This is a genomic window from Pseudomonas sp. 3MAES_34.3B, assembly GCF_058145875.1.
Map to the genome: position 1 here is coordinate 4,935,326 of NZ_CM176960.1, position 16,252 is coordinate 4,951,577.

The window sequence follows — 16,252 nt, forward strand, 5'->3', positions numbered from 1 at the left end:
CCTTGGAGACCACCATGCGATGCCACATTACCGCGCTACTGTGTTGCCTGGGCCTGGCCGCTTGCCAGGCGCCTAACCCCTACGTTGCCAGTTCGCTGCCGCTACCGCCCGCGCCGCCACTTGCCGCGCAAGCCATCGATGCCAGCGCCTACCCTGCCGCGCCACGGGATTACGCACGTTATCGGAGCTGGGGCTGGGTAAACGATCAACTGCCCGCAGGAAGCCCATGGGTGGCACCGGAAGAAGTTGCCGAGGCCGTAAGCGCAGGCCTGGACCAACGTGGGCTGCGCCCGGCGCGGGGCGTACGCCCAGACCTGCGGGTCGCGGTAGAGTTGCGCCAGGAGCGGCGCCTGCAGCAGGTGCAGGATGACTATGGTTATGGCGCCGGCTACGGCGGGGGTTACGGGCCTGGTTACCGAGGCTATGGACCTTACGGCTACTACGGCGGGCCACCGATCGTGCGCACCTACGAGATCCAGGTGACGGTCGTTCGGGTGCACCTGTTCGACGGTATCACCGGGCAAGAGGTCTGGAACGCCGCTGCGGATACGTCGGCGCAGGGTTCTCAAAGCCAGCGTGCCGATGCCCTGCGCGTCGCGCTTGGCCGTGCCCTGTCGGCCTATCCCCCAAGCTGATCCACTGGAGGTTCCCTATGCGTGCTCCACTCCTGCTTTCCTGCGCCTTGGCGCTGATACTTTCGGGTTGCCAGAGCGCCAGCCCGAACCGCGACTACGACACCAGCCGCGATTTTGCAGCCTATCGAAGCTGGGCCTGGCAAGAGCCCGCGCTGCAATACCGGCCGGACGACCCGCGCATTCGCAGCGATCTTACCGAGCAGCGCCTGCGCCAGGCCGTGGCCGAGCAGCTTGATCAGCGCGGCCTGCGCCCGGCGCAAAGCGGTTCGCCCGACCTGAAGGTTCAGGCCTGGCTGATCGTGGACAACCGGCGCGAGCAAATCACCACCAGCTACGGCGGCCCTTGGGGCCCCGGTTGGGGCGGGCCGTGGATGAGCCCGGGCTGGAACGAGACCCGTAACGTGGACTACAAGGTCGCGACCTTGCAGCTGGACCTGCTGGACGGGCGCGACGGCAAGCTGGTGTGGCGCGCCAGCCAGGAACGCATCCTGGCCGACGACAATGCCAGCCCTTCACAGCGGGCCGAAAGCCTTCGCAAAGCCGTGGCCCAGTTGCTGCAGCAGTACCCACCTCGGTGAAACCTTTTTAGCCTTCACCGCCTCCATAATCCGTGGGCAGCCTTGACGCGAAGGCGTTTCGGGGCTGCACTTTGCAAAAGGAAAGCGGGCGGCCGGAGGGAGTTCCGGCATGGAAGTGGCGCGGAAGGGAAGTAATGTGCAGATGCAATGCCTGGTATTACTGATCTGGTTCACCCTTTGTGCCGAACAGCACCTTCGCCAGCGGCACATCGATGACAGCCTCACCCTTGGCGGCGGCTGCTTTGCCTTGTGGTACCTCTTTTCCACCGGCCATACCTGGCTGGGCGCAAGCGCAAGCGAAGGCGCATTTGCCCTGGCGCTCAGCATGGCCCTTACCCTCCCCGCGTACTGGGCCGGCCGGCTGACCGACGCCGAGGTCAAGCTGCTTGGCACCCTTGCGCTGGCCACGGATCGCCTGCACTGGCTGGGTACGCTCGGCGCGGCGCTGGTGGTGGGGCTGGCGTGGCTGATGTTTGGTCGACGGGTGTGGATTCAGCTCGACCGCAAGCTGCGGGCGCGCCTGGCCAACCTGGCACCCGACGCCTCCCTGGGGCCGCCCCTGGCCCCGTTCCTGCTGATGGGTTTTCTCGCGGCGCTTACCTGGGTGCGGTAAGCCTGGGGCGTTGATCAAGAAGGTATGAGAGCGAGGCGGCCAGGGAACCTCCAGGGCGTGCGCGCTGACCAACGCCACGAACCCCGGCACACGCCGGCCACTGGACGCACACCATGCAGGTAGACGGCTTTTTCGAATGGCTGGGCCAAGCGCTCGGCGCGGTCATCCGCTTTATCGTCGATGGCCTTGACTGGATCTTCGGCACCCTTGCCCATGCAGGTGGAAATTTCATTGAGGGCCTGTCCCGTACACTCGGTATGGACTCCTCGCTGATCAGCATCATCGCGCTGATACTGGGCCTGATTCTGCTCTACTCGGCGGTGCGAGCCTTCATGCGCGCTTCGATCGTGCTCGGGATCATCTGGGCGATCCTGGGCCTGTGGCTGTTGAGCTGGATCATCCATTAGCGCCCTCAAGCGGCTTTGGGCTATGGTGGCGCCCCTGTATTGCAAAAGCGCGCCGCCACCGGCTGTCCAACAATGATTCCTTTCCTGCAAGACTGGCGGCATCGCCCCACTCACCGTCGGGTGTGGGCGCTTGCGGCGCCAATGGTCCTTTCCAACCTCTCAGTGCCGCTGGTGGCGTTGGTCGATACTGCTGTCATTGGCCACTTGCCTCATGCTCACCAATTGGGTGCTGTAGCGGTAGGCGCCAGCTTGTTCAGCCTGCTGGCATGGGCGTTCGGCTTCCTGCGCATGGGCGCCACGGGCTTTGCCGCTCAAGCGGCCGGGCGTGGGGATGGAGACGGGTTACGCCAGGTTCTGGCCCAAGGGCTTATGCTGGCCGCGGGTTTCTCGCTGTTGCTATGGCTGTTGGCAGTCCCGTTCAGCCGCCTGGCGCTGAGCTGGATGTCCCCATCCGCTGAACTGGAAGAGAGCACCCTGGCGTTTTTCCACGTTCGCTTGCTCGGCCTGCCCGCCGCCCTGGGTGGTTTTGCCTTGGTGGGATGGTTTCTGGGAACCCAGAACGCCCGGGCGCCGCTTGCCATGCTGCTGTTCACAAACGCGCTGAATATCGTGCTCAACCTGTGGTTCGTGCTCGGGCTGGGCTGGGGCGTGGTCGGTTCGGCCAGGGCTTCGGTAATTTCGGAGTGGGTTGCACTGGCGCTGGGGCTGGCACTGGCCCGCCCGGCACTGCAAGCCCATGCCGGGCAGGTTCCATGGGCTCGCCTGCGCCAGTGGGCCAACTGGCGCCCGCTGCTGAGCGTGAACCGCGACATCTTCATTCGCAGCCTTGCGCTTCAGGCCGTGTTCTTCCTGATTACTGTACAAGGTGCTCGCCTGGGCGATGCCACCGTGGCCGCCAATGCCCTGCTGCTCAATGGCCTGCTGCTCACCGCCCATGCGCTGGACGGGCTGGCGCACGCCGTGGAGGCCTTATGCGGGCATGCAATCGGAGCCGGGGATCGACGCGAGCTGCGGCGCTCGCTGGTAGTCTCCGCCGGCTGGTCACTGCTGGCGAGTGTGGTATTCGTGGTGTTCTTCGGCGCGTTCGGAGAGGTGTTCGTTCGGTTGCAAACGGATATTCCCGGCGTACAAGCCACTGCCGCCGAGTACTTGCCTTACCTGGCAGTGCTTCCACTGATCGCAGTATGGAGCTACCTGCTCGACGGCCTGTTCATCGGGGCTACCCGAGCGCGGGAGATGCGTGACGGCATGCTTGCCAGCCTTGCGCTGGCGCTGCCGATCGCCTGGTTGACCCGGGGCTGGGGCAACCAGGGGTTATGGCTGAGTTTCCTGGCCTTCATGGCGCTAAGGGCAATGACCCTGGGGTACATTGCCCTGCGGCTGGCGCGCCAGAACCGGTGGGTGCCTCAGGACGCCAGGTAGGACGAACGGGTAAGCCCCAGGCGCAACGCATCCAGGAACACCGTGCGCTCACGCGGGCTGATTTTTGCGCTGGCTACCTTGTCGCGGTAGTGCGTCATCAGCTCCTCGGGCGACAGGTGCACGTAGCGCAGCATGTCTTCGATGGTGTCGTGGGTTTCGATGCCCGCGTGATATACGCTGCCGCTGGCGGTCTGGTAGATGTTCACCGAGTCGGTGTCGCCGAACAGGTTATGCATGTCTCCCAGGATTTCCTGGTAGGCCCCCACCAGGAACACCCCAAGCAGGTAGTCCTCGCCCCGGGCGACCGGGTGAACCGGCAGGCTGGTTTCGATACTTTGCTCGTCCACGTATTGCTTGATCTTGCCGTCGGAGTCGCAGGTCAGATCCTGCAGTACCGCGCGCCGCACGGGCTCTTCGTCCAGCCGCTGCAACGGCAGGATCGGCAGCACCTGGCCGATGGCCCAGGTGTCTGGCAAGCTCTGGAACACCGAGAAGTTGCAGATGTACTTGTCGGCCAGCTTGTCGTTGAGTTCGTCGAGGATCGCCCGGTGGCTGCGCTGGCGTGCCTTCAGCGCGTTGTGCAGCTTGCGGCACACCGCGAAGTAGCACTGCTCGGCCAGGGCTTTCTGCGCCAGGGTCACCTTGCCGTCGGCGTACTGCGCGGCGATGTCACCAATGTAGTGGGTAGCACGCCAATAGATTTCGGTGACCATTTCCGGGTCGGTCGGGCCCAGCAGGTCTGCCAGCCATTGCAGCGTTTCGGGCAGGGTGTCGCGGTCCGGCAGCTCCGGGATTTCGTCGTTGTGGCGCTCCACGTCGGTAACCTGCACCACCAGCATGGCGTGGTGCGCCGTGAGCGAGCGGCCGCTTTCCGAGAAAATGTGCGGGTGCGGGAGGTTCTGAGCGTTGCAGAACTCCTTGAGCATGCCCACCACTACGCCGGCATAGTCGTCCATGTCGTAGTTGATGGAGCTGGCATTGCGCGAGTGGGTGCCGTCGTAGTCCACGCCCAGGCCACCGCCCACATCGATGTGGTCCACCGGCAGGCCAAGGTTGCGCAACTCACCGTAATAGCGGATCGCTTCCTTGAAGCCGTGCTGGTAGTCGGCCAGGTTGGCGATCTGCGAGCCCATATGGAAGTGCAGCAAGCGGATGCCCTGCTCCAGGCCCGCTTCGCGGAAGCGCTCCACCACCGAAATCAGTTGAGCTGCGGACAACCCGAACTTGGATTTTTCCCCGCCAGTGTCTGCCCACTTGCTCGACGCCAGGGAAGACAACCGCACGCGCAGGCCAATCTGCGGCTTTACCTTCACTTCAGCTGCTTCTTCGATGACCAGCTGAACCTCGGATTCCTTCTCGATCACGATGAATACATTGTGGCCGAGCTTCTGCCCGATCAGCGCCAGGCGGATGAACTCACGGTCCTTGTAACCGTTGCACACGATGGTGCCGCCCTTGGGTGCCAGCGCCAGCACGGCCATCAGCTCAGGCTTGGAACCCGCTTCCAGCCCGATGGACACGTCCTTGGTGGCAATGATGTTCTCGACCACGGCTTCCTGCTGGTTCACCTTGATCGGGTACAGCGCGGTGTAACGGTTCTGGTATTCCAGCCGTTCGATGTTGGCGTCGAAGGCGCCGGTCAGCTGCCGCACACGGTGCTGGAGAATGTCCGGGAAACGCACGAGCAGTGGCAATGACAGCCCACTCTTGCGCAGCTGCTGCACTTGCTCGAACAAGTCGATGGCCGGGCTTTCGGGCCCGTTGGGCCGCACTTCCACGCGGCCGGCTTCGTTGATCGCGAAATAACCCGCGCCCCAATGCCGGATCCCGTAAACACCGCGGCTATCCGCAACGGTCCATTGGCTGCCATCGTCTTTGCGAGTGCGTCGTACGGACATCGAGGTCCCCTGTAATGAATCCAGCCCAGCGGGTAGGTGACCCGCCAGGAGAGTGGAAAAAGGTGGTAGCGACACCTGCCGGGGTAGACCCCAGCCACGGCGCCGAGTTTAGAAAGAAGCGGCCTCAGCCGCCGGACTTCTTCGCCTTGAAGCCTTGCCGGATCAGCTCGCCGAGCAGTAGCTCGACGTGGTCCCCCTGGATCTCGATGATCCCGTCTTTGAGGGCACCCCCTGTGCCGCAGCGGCGTTTCAGGGTGCTGGCCAGCTCCTTGAGCGCCTCCAGCGGCAAAGGCACGCCGGTGATCGTGGTCACGGTCTTGCCGCCGCGGCCTTTACTTTCACGCCGTACCCTGGCGATGCCATCACCCTCGGGAATCACCACCTTGCTGCACACGCAATCGTCCACCGGCTTGCCGCAATCGGGGCAGTGGCGGCCGCTATCGGTTGAATACACAAGGCCGCCCAGAGAGGCGAAGGAGGTAGCTTTCTTGGCCATGGCAATCCTCAGGGGGAGGACGAAAAGGTCGCGCAGTTTAACGGCAAAAACGCCGCGTGCTAAGGGCCGCGGCCGAGCAAATTGCAGAAATTCGTCGGCCTGTCGAATCAGCCGACAAACATCGGCTTCTTCACCGCCCGACTAGCCGGCAAATCGAGGAAAATAACGGCGCAACGCCTCAAGTGAATCAGGGCACCACGGCTCGCTGGCGCAACGTTGCGCGAGCTCTTCGGGGTGCAGGAAACACACCTGCGCGATCTCTTCGGGCTGAGGGCGCAACGGGCCATCCCATACCGCGGAAAACACGCCACACCAGTGCCGATTGCCCGGAGCATCGAAGAAAAAGCGCCCATGGTCCTGTAGCGGGACATCGGTGATTCCCAGCTCCTCGGCCAGCTCACGCTGCGCGGACAGCGCATAGCTTTCGTCGGCCTGCACCATGCCGCCCGCCGCAGCATCCCAATACCCCGGGTATACCGCCTTGCTGAAGGTTCGCTGCTGCGCGCACAGCCTGCCCTGGCTGTCGAACACAAGAATGAACGTCCCGCGCCCGATCAGGCCGCGCTCACGCAGCGCTGCCCTGGGCAAGCTGCCAAGCAGGCGATCCTGTTCATCCACCCAGGCAATCGACTCCCTGTCCGACGCTGCTCGATGGGCAGCTTCGGACGGGGAATACAGCTCGCCGGCACTCACCCCTGGGACAACAGCTGACGAAGGTCGAGTACCGCAGCGTTGGCGCGGGAAATGTAGTTCGCCATTACCAGCGAATGGTTGGCGAAGATCCCGAAGCCGCTGCCGTTGAGCACCACGGGGCTCCACAGCGGCTCCTGCGATGCCTCCAGCTCTCGGATGATCTGGCGCACGCTCACCGTGGCGTTTTTCTTGGCCAGCACGTCGGCGAAGTCCACTTCGATGGCGCGCAGCAGGTGCGACAGTGCCCAGGCCTCACCGCGGGCTTCATAGAACACGTTATCGATTTGCAGCCATGGCGTTTCCACGAACTGCTCTTCCAGTTGCGGCGCGCTGCCAGGGGCGAAGGTTTCGACCTTGACCGTGGTATCGAGCTTCACCCGCCCGACACTGGCAGACAAGCGCTGGGACAGTGAACCCAGGCGAGTGGACACATCCCCCAGCCAGTTGTTGAGGTTATCGGCGCGCGCATAGAAGAAGGCGTTCGGATTAGGGTCGGTCAGGCGGCGCTGGTAATTGTTCAGCGACTTCAGACCTTCCTGGAACTCCGACTCGCTCGAAGGCAGCACCCAGCTCTTGTTGTCGAAGTTGAAACGCGGCTCGGCGCGGGCGAGGTCGCCGTCTTCGGTGGATTGCGACTGCGAGCGGGCGAAATCCTTGCGCAAGGCGCGGCTCAGGTCGCGCACCTGCACCAGAACGCCATACTCCCAGCTGGGCATGTTATCCAGCCACACACCCGGCGGCAGGCGGTCGTTGGACAGGTACCCGCCTGGCTTGGTCATCAGGGTGCTGGCTACCTGCTTGAGCGTTTCTACCGTGGTGTAGCCCACCACCATCTGGCGGTTTTCGCGCTGGATTGCCGCCTGGGCGTTCTGCTGCACCGGGAACAGGTCGGGCTCGCGGCTCCAGTAGATCCCCAGTATCAGCGCCACCAGAAGATAGATCGCGACTAGCCCGATCACCGCCCGGCTCAGCAGCAGGCTCGTCCAGTATCCCTTGGGCGCCGGCCCGGCATGGGTCCCGGCTGCGGACGCCGCAGCTGACTCAGGCGTGTTGGTGCGTTTCTTCCAATCGAGCATCGGGCTGTCCTTCAGGCTTTCGGGTCAACGATTCGACCGCGCCGGCTCGCTATGGTGCCGGCTACCAGGCAACCGATTGGGCGGGCCACGCCACGGCATACTCACTATAAGGGAAGGCGTGGTACCAAGGACACCCACCAGATCGCCAGACCAATGGCGGCGGTTTTACGACGTGCGACACGGTTTCAGATCCAAAACGCTGCTAGCATAGGGCCACTAGCCTTCCCGATCACCGGTCCATGAGCCCTAGAGAACCCGCCAGCGAGCACCCGATGCGCCTGCATTTTTCGCAGCGCGTGGTGCATCAGGCGCGCGACGTGCTGCAATTATGGCAGCGCTCGCAATATCAACTATGGACCCGTCAGGTTCAGGTGCAGCTCGACGATGCCGTGCTCCGCTGGCAGCGTTTTGCGGAACGCTATGAACATGGCACGCATTTGTCACTGGCAATAGAAGCCCGGGACGCCCTCACTGCAGTAACCCTCGACGGTGGCCGGCTGGACAGCCCCTCACTGGGGCGCATCAACGAGATCATGCAGCGGCTGGCAACTACCGGCCTTCGTATGCTGGACGATCCCGCTGCAATGGCCGAACTCCCTCCGGCGCGACACCCCGTTGCCTTGATGCTCAAGGACACCGAAGCGAGCCATCGCCTCGCTCGGCAACTGGAATTTTTCGGTTGCACAGCTCAGGCGCTGGACAGTATCACCGCCCTGCACTCGTGCCTGCGCGAATACCCACCGGCGGCGATCCTCCTGGACGTGGATTTCAAGGGCGCTGGCTCAGGCCTGGAACTGGCGTCGATGCTCCAGGCCGATGCCTACCCCTCGATCCCGCTGGTGTTCCATAGCCCCCTCGTTGCAGCGGATACCCGCACCCGGCTGGCAGCCGTGAAGGCGGGTGGCCGCGCCTTCATCAGTGGCCCACTCGAAGCCTGGAACGTGCTGGAAACCCTGGAGCCTTTGCTCAACGAGGGCCCATGGCAGCCCTTCAAGGTGCTTATCATCGACGACTCCCGGGCCCAGGTGATGCACACCGAGCGCATGCTGAAGAACGTCGGCATGGTCACCCGATGCCTGACCGACCCCCTCGACACCATGGCAGCCCTGGCCGATTTTCAGCCCGACCTCATCATTCTCGACATGTACATGCCGGGTTGCACGGGCACCGAGCTGGCACAGGCGATTCGCCAGAATGAACGCTACGTGAGCGTACCGATCATTTACCTCTCCGCCGAGGGCGACACTGACAAGCAGCTCGATGCAATGAGCGAGGCCGGCGATGACTTTCTCACCAAGCCTATCCGCTCGCGCCAGCTGGTGACGGTAGTGCGCAACCGCGCAGGGCGCGCCCGAAGCCTGCGGGCAAGGATGGTGCGCGACAGCCTGACCGGGCTGTACAACCACACCCATATCCTGAGTGAGCTCGAGGATAGTTGCGCCCGGGCCGAGCGCGAGGGCCAGCCCTTGACGTTTGCAATGCTCGACCTGGACCACTTCAAACGCATCAACGATTGTTATGGCCATCCGATGGGCGATCGCGTGATCAAAAGCCTGTCATTGTTTCTCAAGCAACGCCTGCGTGCGAGCGACCTGATCGGTCGTTATGGCGGAGAAGAGTTCGCTATCGTGATGCCTGGCACCACGGGCCAGGCGGCACTAGGCGTGCTCGAGGATATCCGGCAACGGTTCGCCGCCATCCAGTACCCCGCCCAGCCGCAGGATATCCGTTGTACGTTTAGCGCAGGGGTGGCGACCCTGCAGGCCGGGATGCGGGGCCATTCGCTGGCGTCCCGTGCCGACGCCGCCTTGTATCAGGCCAAGCAGCAGGGCCGAAACCGGGTAGTGGCAGATACCGCTTCAGGTATTTACTGATTTAGTAACATCTGAGGTTCGGCCTGGAATCGCTGCATGGTTATCATGCCGCTCGAATTTCCGATTTGAGACTGCCATGCGCCAGTTGCTGTTCGCCCTCCTGTTCATGATCGCCCTGCCCGCGCATGCCGACCTCCTTGGCGGGCGGCCAAACGCGATACTGGGTAGCCCTGCCACAGGTGGGGAACAGTTCCTGCCGGTGCATGAAGCCTTCCAGCTCAGCCAGGTCGACGGCCCGGCGGGGGCCATCCGGTTGCGCTTCGTCGCCGCCGAGGGGTATTACCTCTATCGGCATCGGCTGCAGTTTCACACCGAACCCGCAGTCGGCCTGGGCGAACCTCGCCTGCCAAGCGGCGAACGCAAGCACGACGAGTATTTCGGCGACGTGGAGGTGTACCACAACATCCTGGATGTGGACCTCCCTCGCCCCGCCAGCGCCACCGCGCCCTTTACGCTGGTAGTGACGTACCAGGGCTGCGCCGACAAGGGCCTGTGCTACCCCCCTGAAACCGAACGGCTGGCCATTCCTGGCATGGCGAACAGCGCTGCCGCTCCCGGCGCCCCTCGCTCGGACGGCCACTGGACCTGGCGCGAATTGGCCCTGTTCTTTCTTGCCGGGCTGGGTTTGACGTTCACGCCTTGCGTATTGCCGATGCTGCCGATTCTCTCCGGGGTAGTGTTGCGGGGGCAGGTGGGCGGGTTGCGCGGCCTCAGCCTGACATTGGCCTATGTGCTTCCCATGGCCATCTGCTTCGCCTCGCTGGGCGCGCTGATGGGCCTGTTCGGCGCCAGCCTCAACCTTCAGGCACGGTTGCAGTCCGCATGGGTGCTGGTGCCGTTCTCACTGTTCTTCGCGGTGTTCGCAGTGGCCATGTTCGGTGCCTTCGAGCTGCGCCTTCCGCGTGGGCTAAGCGACCGCCTTGACCGCCTGGCGGGCCGCGCTCAGGGCGGTTCGCTGCTAGGGGCCGCGGCGCTGGGCGTGCTCTCCAGCCTGCTGGTTTCTCCCTGTGTGTCCGCTCCACTGGCAGGCGCCCTGTTGTATATCAGCACCAGTGGCGACGCGCTGGGCGGCGCACTGAAGCTGCTTGCCCTCGGGCTGGGGATGGGCGCTCCACTGGTGGTAGTGGGCGCGGGCGGCGCGGCCTGGCTGCCCAAAAGCGGCCCTTGGCTGGTAACCGTGAAGAACGCCATCGGCGTACTGCTGCTGGGCCTGGCTATCGCCTTGCTCAGCCGCGTACTGCCCGGGGCCGCCACCATGATGCTGGTCGGCGTACTGAGCGTTGGTACCGGGCTGTTCCTCGGCGCGTTGAGCTTCATTCCCCATATAGGGGCAATCGCGCGCCTGCGGCAACTTCTGGGGCTGTTGTGTTTCTGTTATGGCCTTGCCTGCTGGGCCGGCGCGTTTTCCGGCAACGGTGATCTGCTGCGGCCACTCGCTGGCGCCGCCCCTTTACAACAGGCCGGCACGAAAGAAGACGCATGGCAAACCGTTACCCAGGTCGCGGACCTTCAACTCGCCCTGGCCGAGGCTGCAGCGGCCGGTAGCCCTGCCGTTGTCGACTGGTACGCCGACTGGTGCATCAGCTGCAAGGTGATAGAGCGGGAGGTGCTGAGCCAACCCGCCGCCGAAACCAGGCTGGCCGGTTATCGCAAGGTCCGCTTCGACATCACCGCCAGCAACCCGGCGCAACGTGCGCTACTTGACCAGTACGGTCTGTTCGGCCCGCCTGTGATCCAGTTCTTCAATGCTCAAGGCAATGAAGTGCTGCCAGCCCGAATAGTCGGTGAGGTCGACCTTGCAGGATTTATCGCACACCTGCCTGGATAAAGGCCTGTTGCCACACTCCATGACCGGATTCGGCCCGGTGGTCAAATAAATGTCGGCATTCTCGGCAATCGTGCTGGCAGCTTCGGCAAACTGGACAGCCGGGCGCTGATTGGGCATAGTCGGCCCCGCACATGATTAGAAGAACCTTTGAAAGGGTCTGCCGATGGTGGTATTGCCTGCACGCCTGTCGATGCGCTTCGTGGCCTCGATGTTGTCGACGCCATGTTGAGAAGTGACGCGGCGTCGCCGGTGAGCATCCCACACTCTGATGCGCCATTACCAAAGCGCGATCAAGGACATACGTATTCGCCTCCCACGCGCCTCAGGCTCGCGGGCGGGCTTGCGGCCAACAGTGCCGATGTCAACCGACCGGGCTGCCAGGCCATTCAGGATCACCTGAACCCTTTTGCCTTAAAACCCCTGACCCATGCGGGAGTTGAAGTTCATGGATATTCGTAAAGTCAAGAAACTGATCGAGCTGCTGGAAGAGTCCGGCATCGACGAGCTGGAAATCAAGGAAGGCGAAGAGTCCGTCCGTATCAGCCGTCACAGCAAGGCGCCTGCTCAGCAATTCTATGCCGCGCCGCCTATGGCAGCCGCTCCCGCTCCGGTGGCCGCTCCCGTTGCTGCCCCGGCCGCCGAAGCAGCCCCTGCGGCGCCCAAGCTCAACGGCACCGTGGCTCGCTCGCCGATGGTCGGTACCTTCTACCGCAAGCCATCGCCGACTTCGCCGAACTTCGCTGAAGTGGGCCAGACCGTGAAAAAGGGCGACACCCTTTGCATCGTCGAAGCCATGAAAATGATGAATCACATCGAAGCCGAGACCAGTGGCGTCATCGAGTCCATCTTGGTGGAAGACGGGCAGCCGGTTGAGTTCGACCAGCCGCTGTTCACCATCGTTTGAACCGCGGAGAGCCTCCGATGTTGGAAAAAGTTCTGATCGCCAACCGCGGCGAGATCGCCCTTCGCATCCTTCGCGCCTGCAAGGAACTGGGGATCAAGACCGTGGCGGTGTACTCGACCGCCGACCGTGAGCTGATGCACCTGGGCCTGGCCGACGAGTCGGTGTGCATCGGGCCTGCGCCCGCGGCAAAGTCCTACCTGCATATCCCGGCGATCATCGCCGCCGCCGAAGTCACAGGCGCCACCGCCATCCACCCGGGCTACGGGTTCCTGGCGGAAAACGCGGACTTTGCCGAACAGGTCGAAAAATCCGGCTTCGCCTTCATCGGCCCCAAGGCTGACACCATTCGCCTGATGGGCGACAAGGTATCGGCCAAGGACGCCATGAAGCGCGCTGGCGTACCGACCGTGCCTGGCTCCGACGGCCCGCTGCCCGAAGACGAAGCCGAAGCGCTGCGGATCGGCCGCGAAGTGGGCTATCCGGTGATCATCAAGGCGGCAGGCGGCGGCGGCGGCCGCGGCATGCGTGTGGTGCACAAGGAAGAAGACCTGATCTCGTCGGCGAAGCTGACCCGTACCGAAGCCGGTACCGCATTCGGCAACCCGATGGTCTACCTCGAGAAGTTCCTGACCAACCCACGCCACGTGGAAGTTCAGGTACTGTCCGACGGCCAGGGCCATGCCGTGCACCTGGGCGACCGCGACTGCTCGCTGCAGCGCCGTCACCAGAAGGTACTCGAAGAAGCACCGGCCCCGGGCATCGACGAGGCCGCGCGCGAAGAAGTACTCGCCCGCTGTGTGAAAGCCTGTATCGAGATCGGCTACCGAGGCGCTGGCACCTTCGAGTTCCTGTACGAGGATGGCAACTTCTACTTCATCGAAATGAACACTCGTGTTCAGGTGGAGCACCCGGTTTCGGAAATGGTCACCGGCATCGACATCGTGAAAGAAATGCTCAGCATTGCCGCAGGCAACAAGCTGTCATTCACTCAGGACGACGTCGTTATCCGTGGCCACTCGCTGGAATGCCGGATCAACGCTGAAGATCCGCGCACGTTCATTCCGAGCCCGGGCACGGTCAAGCATTTCCATGCCCCAGGTGGCAACGGCGTTCGCGTCGACTCCCACCTGTACAGCGGCTACGCTGTGCCGCCGAACTACGATTCGCTGATCGGCAAGCTGATCACGTACGGCAAGGACCGTGACGAAGCCATGGCACGCATGCGCAACGCCCTGGACGAGATCGTGGTAGATGGCATCAAGACCAACATCCCGCTGCACCGGGACCTGACCCGCGACGAAGGCTTCTGCAAGGGTGGTGTGAACATTCACTACCTCGAGCACAAGCTGGCTGAAGAAAAGGCCAGGTAACACCCAGCGCCATATGCCCCGGATTGGGGCATATGGCGTTTTGGCTCCTCCCCACGCATTCGCGTGCGCCCCGCTCCATCCCCAACGCAAATAGCCAACGCAACGGACAGTCAGTCATACCCCAGCCCAGCCGGGTGAAGTACACTTGCGCGCTTTATCCGCCGCTCTTTCCCGCGGCAAGCGCAAAGGAACAGTCCATGCCCTGGCTTCAAGTCCGCCTGGCCATCGGCCCAGAACAGGCCGAAACCTATGAAGATGCCCTGCTGGAAATCGGCGCGGTGTCGGTTACCTTCATGGATGCCGAAGACCAGCCGATTTTCGAGCCAGACCTGAACACCACGCCCTTGTGGAGCCATACCCACCTGTTGGCATTGTTCGAGGCCGATACAGTGGCCGATGCGGTGTTTGCGCACCTGCGCCTGCTGACCGGCGATACCCTGCCCGAACACCACGCCGAAATAATCGAAGACCAGGACTGGGAGCGCAGTTGGATGGACGCCTTCCAGCCCATGCGTTTCGGCCAACGCCTGTGGATCGTGCCCAGCTGGCACGAAGCGCCGCAGCCCGATGCTGTAAACCTGCTACTGGACCCAGGCCTGGCCTTTGGCACAGGCACGCACCCCACCACCGCGCTGTGCCTGGAATGGCTGGATGGCCAGGCATTGAGCGGCACGCAAGTGCTGGATTTCGGCTGCGGCTCGGGTATCTTGGCCATCGCCGCGCTGCTGCTTGGCGCCGAGTCCGCAACCGGCACCGATATCGACGTGCAGGCGCTGGAAGCTTCCCGGGACAATGCCGGCCGAAACGGCATTCCCGAGCACAAGCTGGCGTTGTATCTTCCCCCGGACCTGCCCGCCTTCGAGGCGGACGTACTGGTTGCGAACATCCTGGCCGGCCCGTTGGTTTCGCTCGCGCCCGAGCTGGCGTCTCGGGTGCGCCCGGGCGGTTTGCTGGCACTCTCGGGGATTCTCGCCGAACAGGGCGAGGAAGTCGCCGTGGCCTACGCCGGCATGTTCGACCTGGACCCGATCGCAGAGCGCGAGGGCTGGGTGCGCATCAGCGGCCGGCGCCGCGCATAGCGTCCACTTTTTTTCCAACCTAGAATGCTTGCTCGCTCGAACCGGATCCCCGCATGACCGAAAGCTTCGTCACCCAGTGCCCGCATTGCCACACCAGTTTCAAGGTGAGCCACAATCAATTGAGTGTGGCCCGTGGTGCCGTGCGCTGCGGCGCGTGCAAGCAGGTATTCAACGCGGCGCGTCAGTTGCTCGAACAGCACACCGGGCAATCCAGCTCGCCTGGCGTACCTGCCCCGGTAGTTGCCTTTCCCGCCGAAGCGCCCCGCCAGCCCATGAGCCAGGCGGAGTGGCAAGCCAGCAATGCGCACCTTGAACACCTGGACCTGGACCAGGAGCTGGCCAGGCTGGAGCGCCGAGCCGGCACACCTCGAACGGGGGACGGCGAGCCGCCGGGCCTGAGCGCTCAGCGTGACCAGAGCGAAGACTGGCTCGACGAACCATTCGGCGAACCGTTCGGCGAGCATGAGGATGAGGAACCGGCTACGGCGCCGGCCACCGCACCCGCCAGCGTTCCGTCTCTGGGTATACGAGCCGAGCCTGTGCTCGGCCTGGACCGCGAGCCAGCGCTGGATGACGACGAATTTTCCGCCCCACCGGCGCGGCCATCGAAACCGGAGCGGTCGGCTGCGAGCGAACGTCAAGCGCTCACGGCCGAACGCGAAGACGCGGCAACGCACACCTACGATGAGGACGATGAGCCCCACCCGGCCGACCACCCACCTGCTCGCCGCGGCAAGCGCAACGAGCCGGAGCTGCGTGACGATCACTTGCTGGACCTGCAGGACGACCCACTCCAGCTGCAATGGGAAAAACCGCCCCGCTCGCTCGGCAAGCGCCTGCTCTGGGCGGGGCTGGCGCTAGTGGCGGCGCTCGCGCTGTTGGGCCAGTACGTGGTGTTCCATTTCGACGAACTGGCCCGCCAGGACGCCTACCGGCCTTGGTTTGTAAGCCTTTGCCCGGCACTGGGCTGCACCGTTCCATCGCGCGTGGACATCAGGCTGATCCGCAGCAGCAACCTGGTGGTACGCAGCCACCCCACCTTCGCGGGAGCCCTGGTGGTTGATGCAATCATTTATAACCGCGCGCCTTTCAGCCAACCCTTCCCGTTGCTGGAGCTGCGCTTTGCCGACCTCAACAACAAGTTGATCGCCAGCCGGCGGTTCAAGCCATCGGAATACCTCAGCGGAGACCTGGCCGGGCAAAGCGAAATGCCACCACAGATCCCTATTCATATCGCCCTCGATATTCTCGATCCAGGCAAGCGCGCCGTGAACTACAGTTTGTCCTTCCATTCTCCGGAGTGAAGCCGGTTATCCGATCGGTTCGGTATAAGCCTGTCACTGCTCAGATTTTATCCAGTTTGACCTTTATCCGGTCAT

15 protein-coding genes are annotated in these 16,252 nt (G+C 63.5%); 11 read left to right on the top strand and 4 right to left on the bottom strand.

Features of this window, described 5'->3' with window-relative positions:
* The first annotated feature begins 14 nt into the window (after nt 1–14).
* The 5 genes from AC3Z8Y_RS22175 (at nt 15) to AC3Z8Y_RS22195 (ending at nt 3,655) form a co-directional block, all read left to right on the top strand.
* Complete coding sequence (locus AC3Z8Y_RS22175; RefSeq protein ID WP_490087583.1) at nt 15–635, top strand: DUF4136 domain-containing protein; 621 nt, start codon at nt 15–17, stop codon at nt 633–635.
* A 17-nt stretch (nt 636–652) separates the two neighbouring features.
* A complete protein-coding gene (locus tag AC3Z8Y_RS22180; RefSeq protein WP_490087584.1) occupies nt 653–1,213 on the top strand; it encodes a DUF4136 domain-containing protein in 561 nt (186 codons plus the stop codon).
* A gap of 109 nt (nt 1,214–1,322) precedes the next feature.
* Complete coding sequence (locus AC3Z8Y_RS22185) at nt 1,323–1,826, top strand: prepilin peptidase (protein ID WP_490087585.1); 504 nt, start codon at nt 1,323–1,325, stop codon at nt 1,824–1,826.
* A 113-nt stretch (nt 1,827–1,939) separates the two neighbouring features.
* Nucleotides 1,940–2,233 carry a hypothetical protein gene (locus AC3Z8Y_RS22190; protein ID WP_181118058.1) on the top strand — a complete coding sequence of 98 codons (294 nt, stop codon included), beginning with the start codon at nt 1,940–1,942 and terminating at the stop codon, nt 2,231–2,233.
* Nucleotides 2,234–2,305: 72 nt separating this feature from the next.
* The gene (locus AC3Z8Y_RS22195) at nt 2,306–3,655 is read left to right on the top strand and encodes an MATE family efflux transporter (RefSeq protein ID WP_490087586.1); all 1,350 of its coding nucleotides are present in this window, start codon (nt 2,306–2,308) and stop codon (nt 3,653–3,655) included.
* Here AC3Z8Y_RS22195 and speA read toward each other — a convergent pair.
* The 4 genes from speA to AC3Z8Y_RS22215 all read right to left on the bottom strand — a co-directional run bounded on the left by speA (nt 3,640) and on the right by AC3Z8Y_RS22215 (nt 7,818).
* Nucleotides 3,640–5,553, bottom strand: a complete 1,914-nt coding sequence (gene speA / locus AC3Z8Y_RS22200) for an arginine decarboxylase (protein WP_181118055.1) — start codon at nt 5,551–5,553, stop codon at nt 3,640–3,642. The two genes, AC3Z8Y_RS22195 and speA, sit on opposite strands and share 16 nt — an antisense overlap.
* A gap of 124 nt (nt 5,554–5,677) precedes the next feature.
* The gene (locus tag AC3Z8Y_RS22205) at nt 5,678–6,049 is read right to left on the bottom strand and encodes a translation initiation factor Sui1 (RefSeq protein WP_490087587.1); all 372 of its coding nucleotides are present in this window, start codon (nt 6,047–6,049) and stop codon (nt 5,678–5,680) included.
* Between the two features lie 141 nt (nt 6,050–6,190).
* A complete protein-coding gene (gene yfcD / locus AC3Z8Y_RS22210; protein WP_490090067.1) occupies nt 6,191–6,727 on the bottom strand; it encodes an NUDIX hydrolase YfcD in 537 nt (178 codons plus the stop codon).
* A gap of 11 nt (nt 6,728–6,738) precedes the next feature.
* Nucleotides 6,739–7,818 (bottom strand): DUF2333 family protein, encoded by a 1,080-nt coding sequence (locus AC3Z8Y_RS22215; RefSeq protein ID WP_490087588.1) that lies wholly within the window; start codon nt 7,816–7,818, stop codon nt 6,739–6,741.
* Nucleotides 7,819–8,057: 239 nt separating this feature from the next.
* Between AC3Z8Y_RS22215 and AC3Z8Y_RS22220 the strand changes: the two genes are divergently transcribed.
* From AC3Z8Y_RS22220 to AC3Z8Y_RS22245, 6 genes are all read left to right on the top strand, one after another.
* Entirely contained in the window at nt 8,058–9,692 is a 1,635-nt protein-coding gene (locus tag AC3Z8Y_RS22220) for a diguanylate cyclase (protein ID WP_490087589.1), read from the top strand.
* A 76-nt stretch (nt 9,693–9,768) separates the two neighbouring features.
* Complete coding sequence (dsbD, locus tag AC3Z8Y_RS22225; RefSeq protein WP_490087590.1) at nt 9,769–11,520, top strand: protein-disulfide reductase DsbD; 1,752 nt, start codon at nt 9,769–9,771, stop codon at nt 11,518–11,520.
* Nucleotides 11,521–11,965: 445 nt separating this feature from the next.
* The gene (gene accB / locus AC3Z8Y_RS22230) at nt 11,966–12,424 is read left to right on the top strand and encodes an acetyl-CoA carboxylase biotin carboxyl carrier protein (protein WP_181118045.1); all 459 of its coding nucleotides are present in this window, start codon (nt 11,966–11,968) and stop codon (nt 12,422–12,424) included.
* A gap of 17 nt (nt 12,425–12,441) precedes the next feature.
* Nucleotides 12,442–13,794, top strand: coding sequence for an acetyl-CoA carboxylase biotin carboxylase subunit (gene accC, locus AC3Z8Y_RS22235; protein ID WP_490087591.1), 1,353 nt, complete (start codon nt 12,442–12,444; stop codon nt 13,792–13,794).
* Nucleotides 13,795–13,991: 197 nt separating this feature from the next.
* Nucleotides 13,992–14,873: a 50S ribosomal protein L11 methyltransferase gene (gene prmA / locus AC3Z8Y_RS22240; protein WP_490087592.1), complete on the top strand. Its 882-nt coding sequence runs from the start codon at nt 13,992–13,994 to the stop codon at nt 14,871–14,873.
* 53 nt (nt 14,874–14,926) lie between these two features.
* A complete protein-coding gene (locus AC3Z8Y_RS22245; protein ID WP_490087593.1) occupies nt 14,927–16,177 on the top strand; it encodes a DUF3426 domain-containing protein in 1,251 nt (416 codons plus the stop codon).
* The last annotated feature ends 75 nt before the right edge of the window (nt 16,178–16,252 follow it).

Coding starts and splice junctions, on each gene's coding strand:
- AC3Z8Y_RS22175 (WP_490087583.1), top strand. CDS start 15: ATGCGATGCCACATTACCGCGCTACTGTGTTGCCTGGGCCTGGCCGCT.
- AC3Z8Y_RS22180 (WP_490087584.1), top strand. CDS start 653: ATGCGTGCTCCACTCCTGCTTTCCTGCGCCTTGGCGCTGATACTTTCG.
- AC3Z8Y_RS22185 (WP_490087585.1), top strand. CDS start 1,323: ATGGAAGTGGCGCGGAAGGGAAGTAATGTGCAGATGCAATGCCTGGTA.
- AC3Z8Y_RS22190 (WP_181118058.1), top strand. CDS start 1,940: ATGCAGGTAGACGGCTTTTTCGAATGGCTGGGCCAAGCGCTCGGCGCG.
- AC3Z8Y_RS22195 (WP_490087586.1), top strand. CDS start 2,306: ATGATTCCTTTCCTGCAAGACTGGCGGCATCGCCCCACTCACCGTCGG.
- speA (WP_181118055.1), bottom strand. CDS start 5,553: ATGTCCGTACGACGCACTCGCAAAGACGATGGCAGCCAATGGACCGTT.
- AC3Z8Y_RS22205 (WP_490087587.1), bottom strand. CDS start 6,049: ATGGCCAAGAAAGCTACCTCCTTCGCCTCTCTGGGCGGCCTTGTGTAT.
- AC3Z8Y_RS22215 (WP_490087588.1), bottom strand. CDS start 7,818: ATGCTCGATTGGAAGAAACGCACCAACACGCCTGAGTCAGCTGCGGCG.
- AC3Z8Y_RS22220 (WP_490087589.1), top strand. CDS start 8,058: ATGAGCCCTAGAGAACCCGCCAGCGAGCACCCGATGCGCCTGCATTTT.
- dsbD (WP_490087590.1), top strand. CDS start 9,769: ATGCGCCAGTTGCTGTTCGCCCTCCTGTTCATGATCGCCCTGCCCGCG.
- accB (WP_181118045.1), top strand. CDS start 11,966: ATGGATATTCGTAAAGTCAAGAAACTGATCGAGCTGCTGGAAGAGTCC.
- accC (WP_490087591.1), top strand. CDS start 12,442: ATGTTGGAAAAAGTTCTGATCGCCAACCGCGGCGAGATCGCCCTTCGC.
- prmA (WP_490087592.1), top strand. CDS start 13,992: ATGCCCTGGCTTCAAGTCCGCCTGGCCATCGGCCCAGAACAGGCCGAA.
- AC3Z8Y_RS22245 (WP_490087593.1), top strand. CDS start 14,927: ATGACCGAAAGCTTCGTCACCCAGTGCCCGCATTGCCACACCAGTTTC.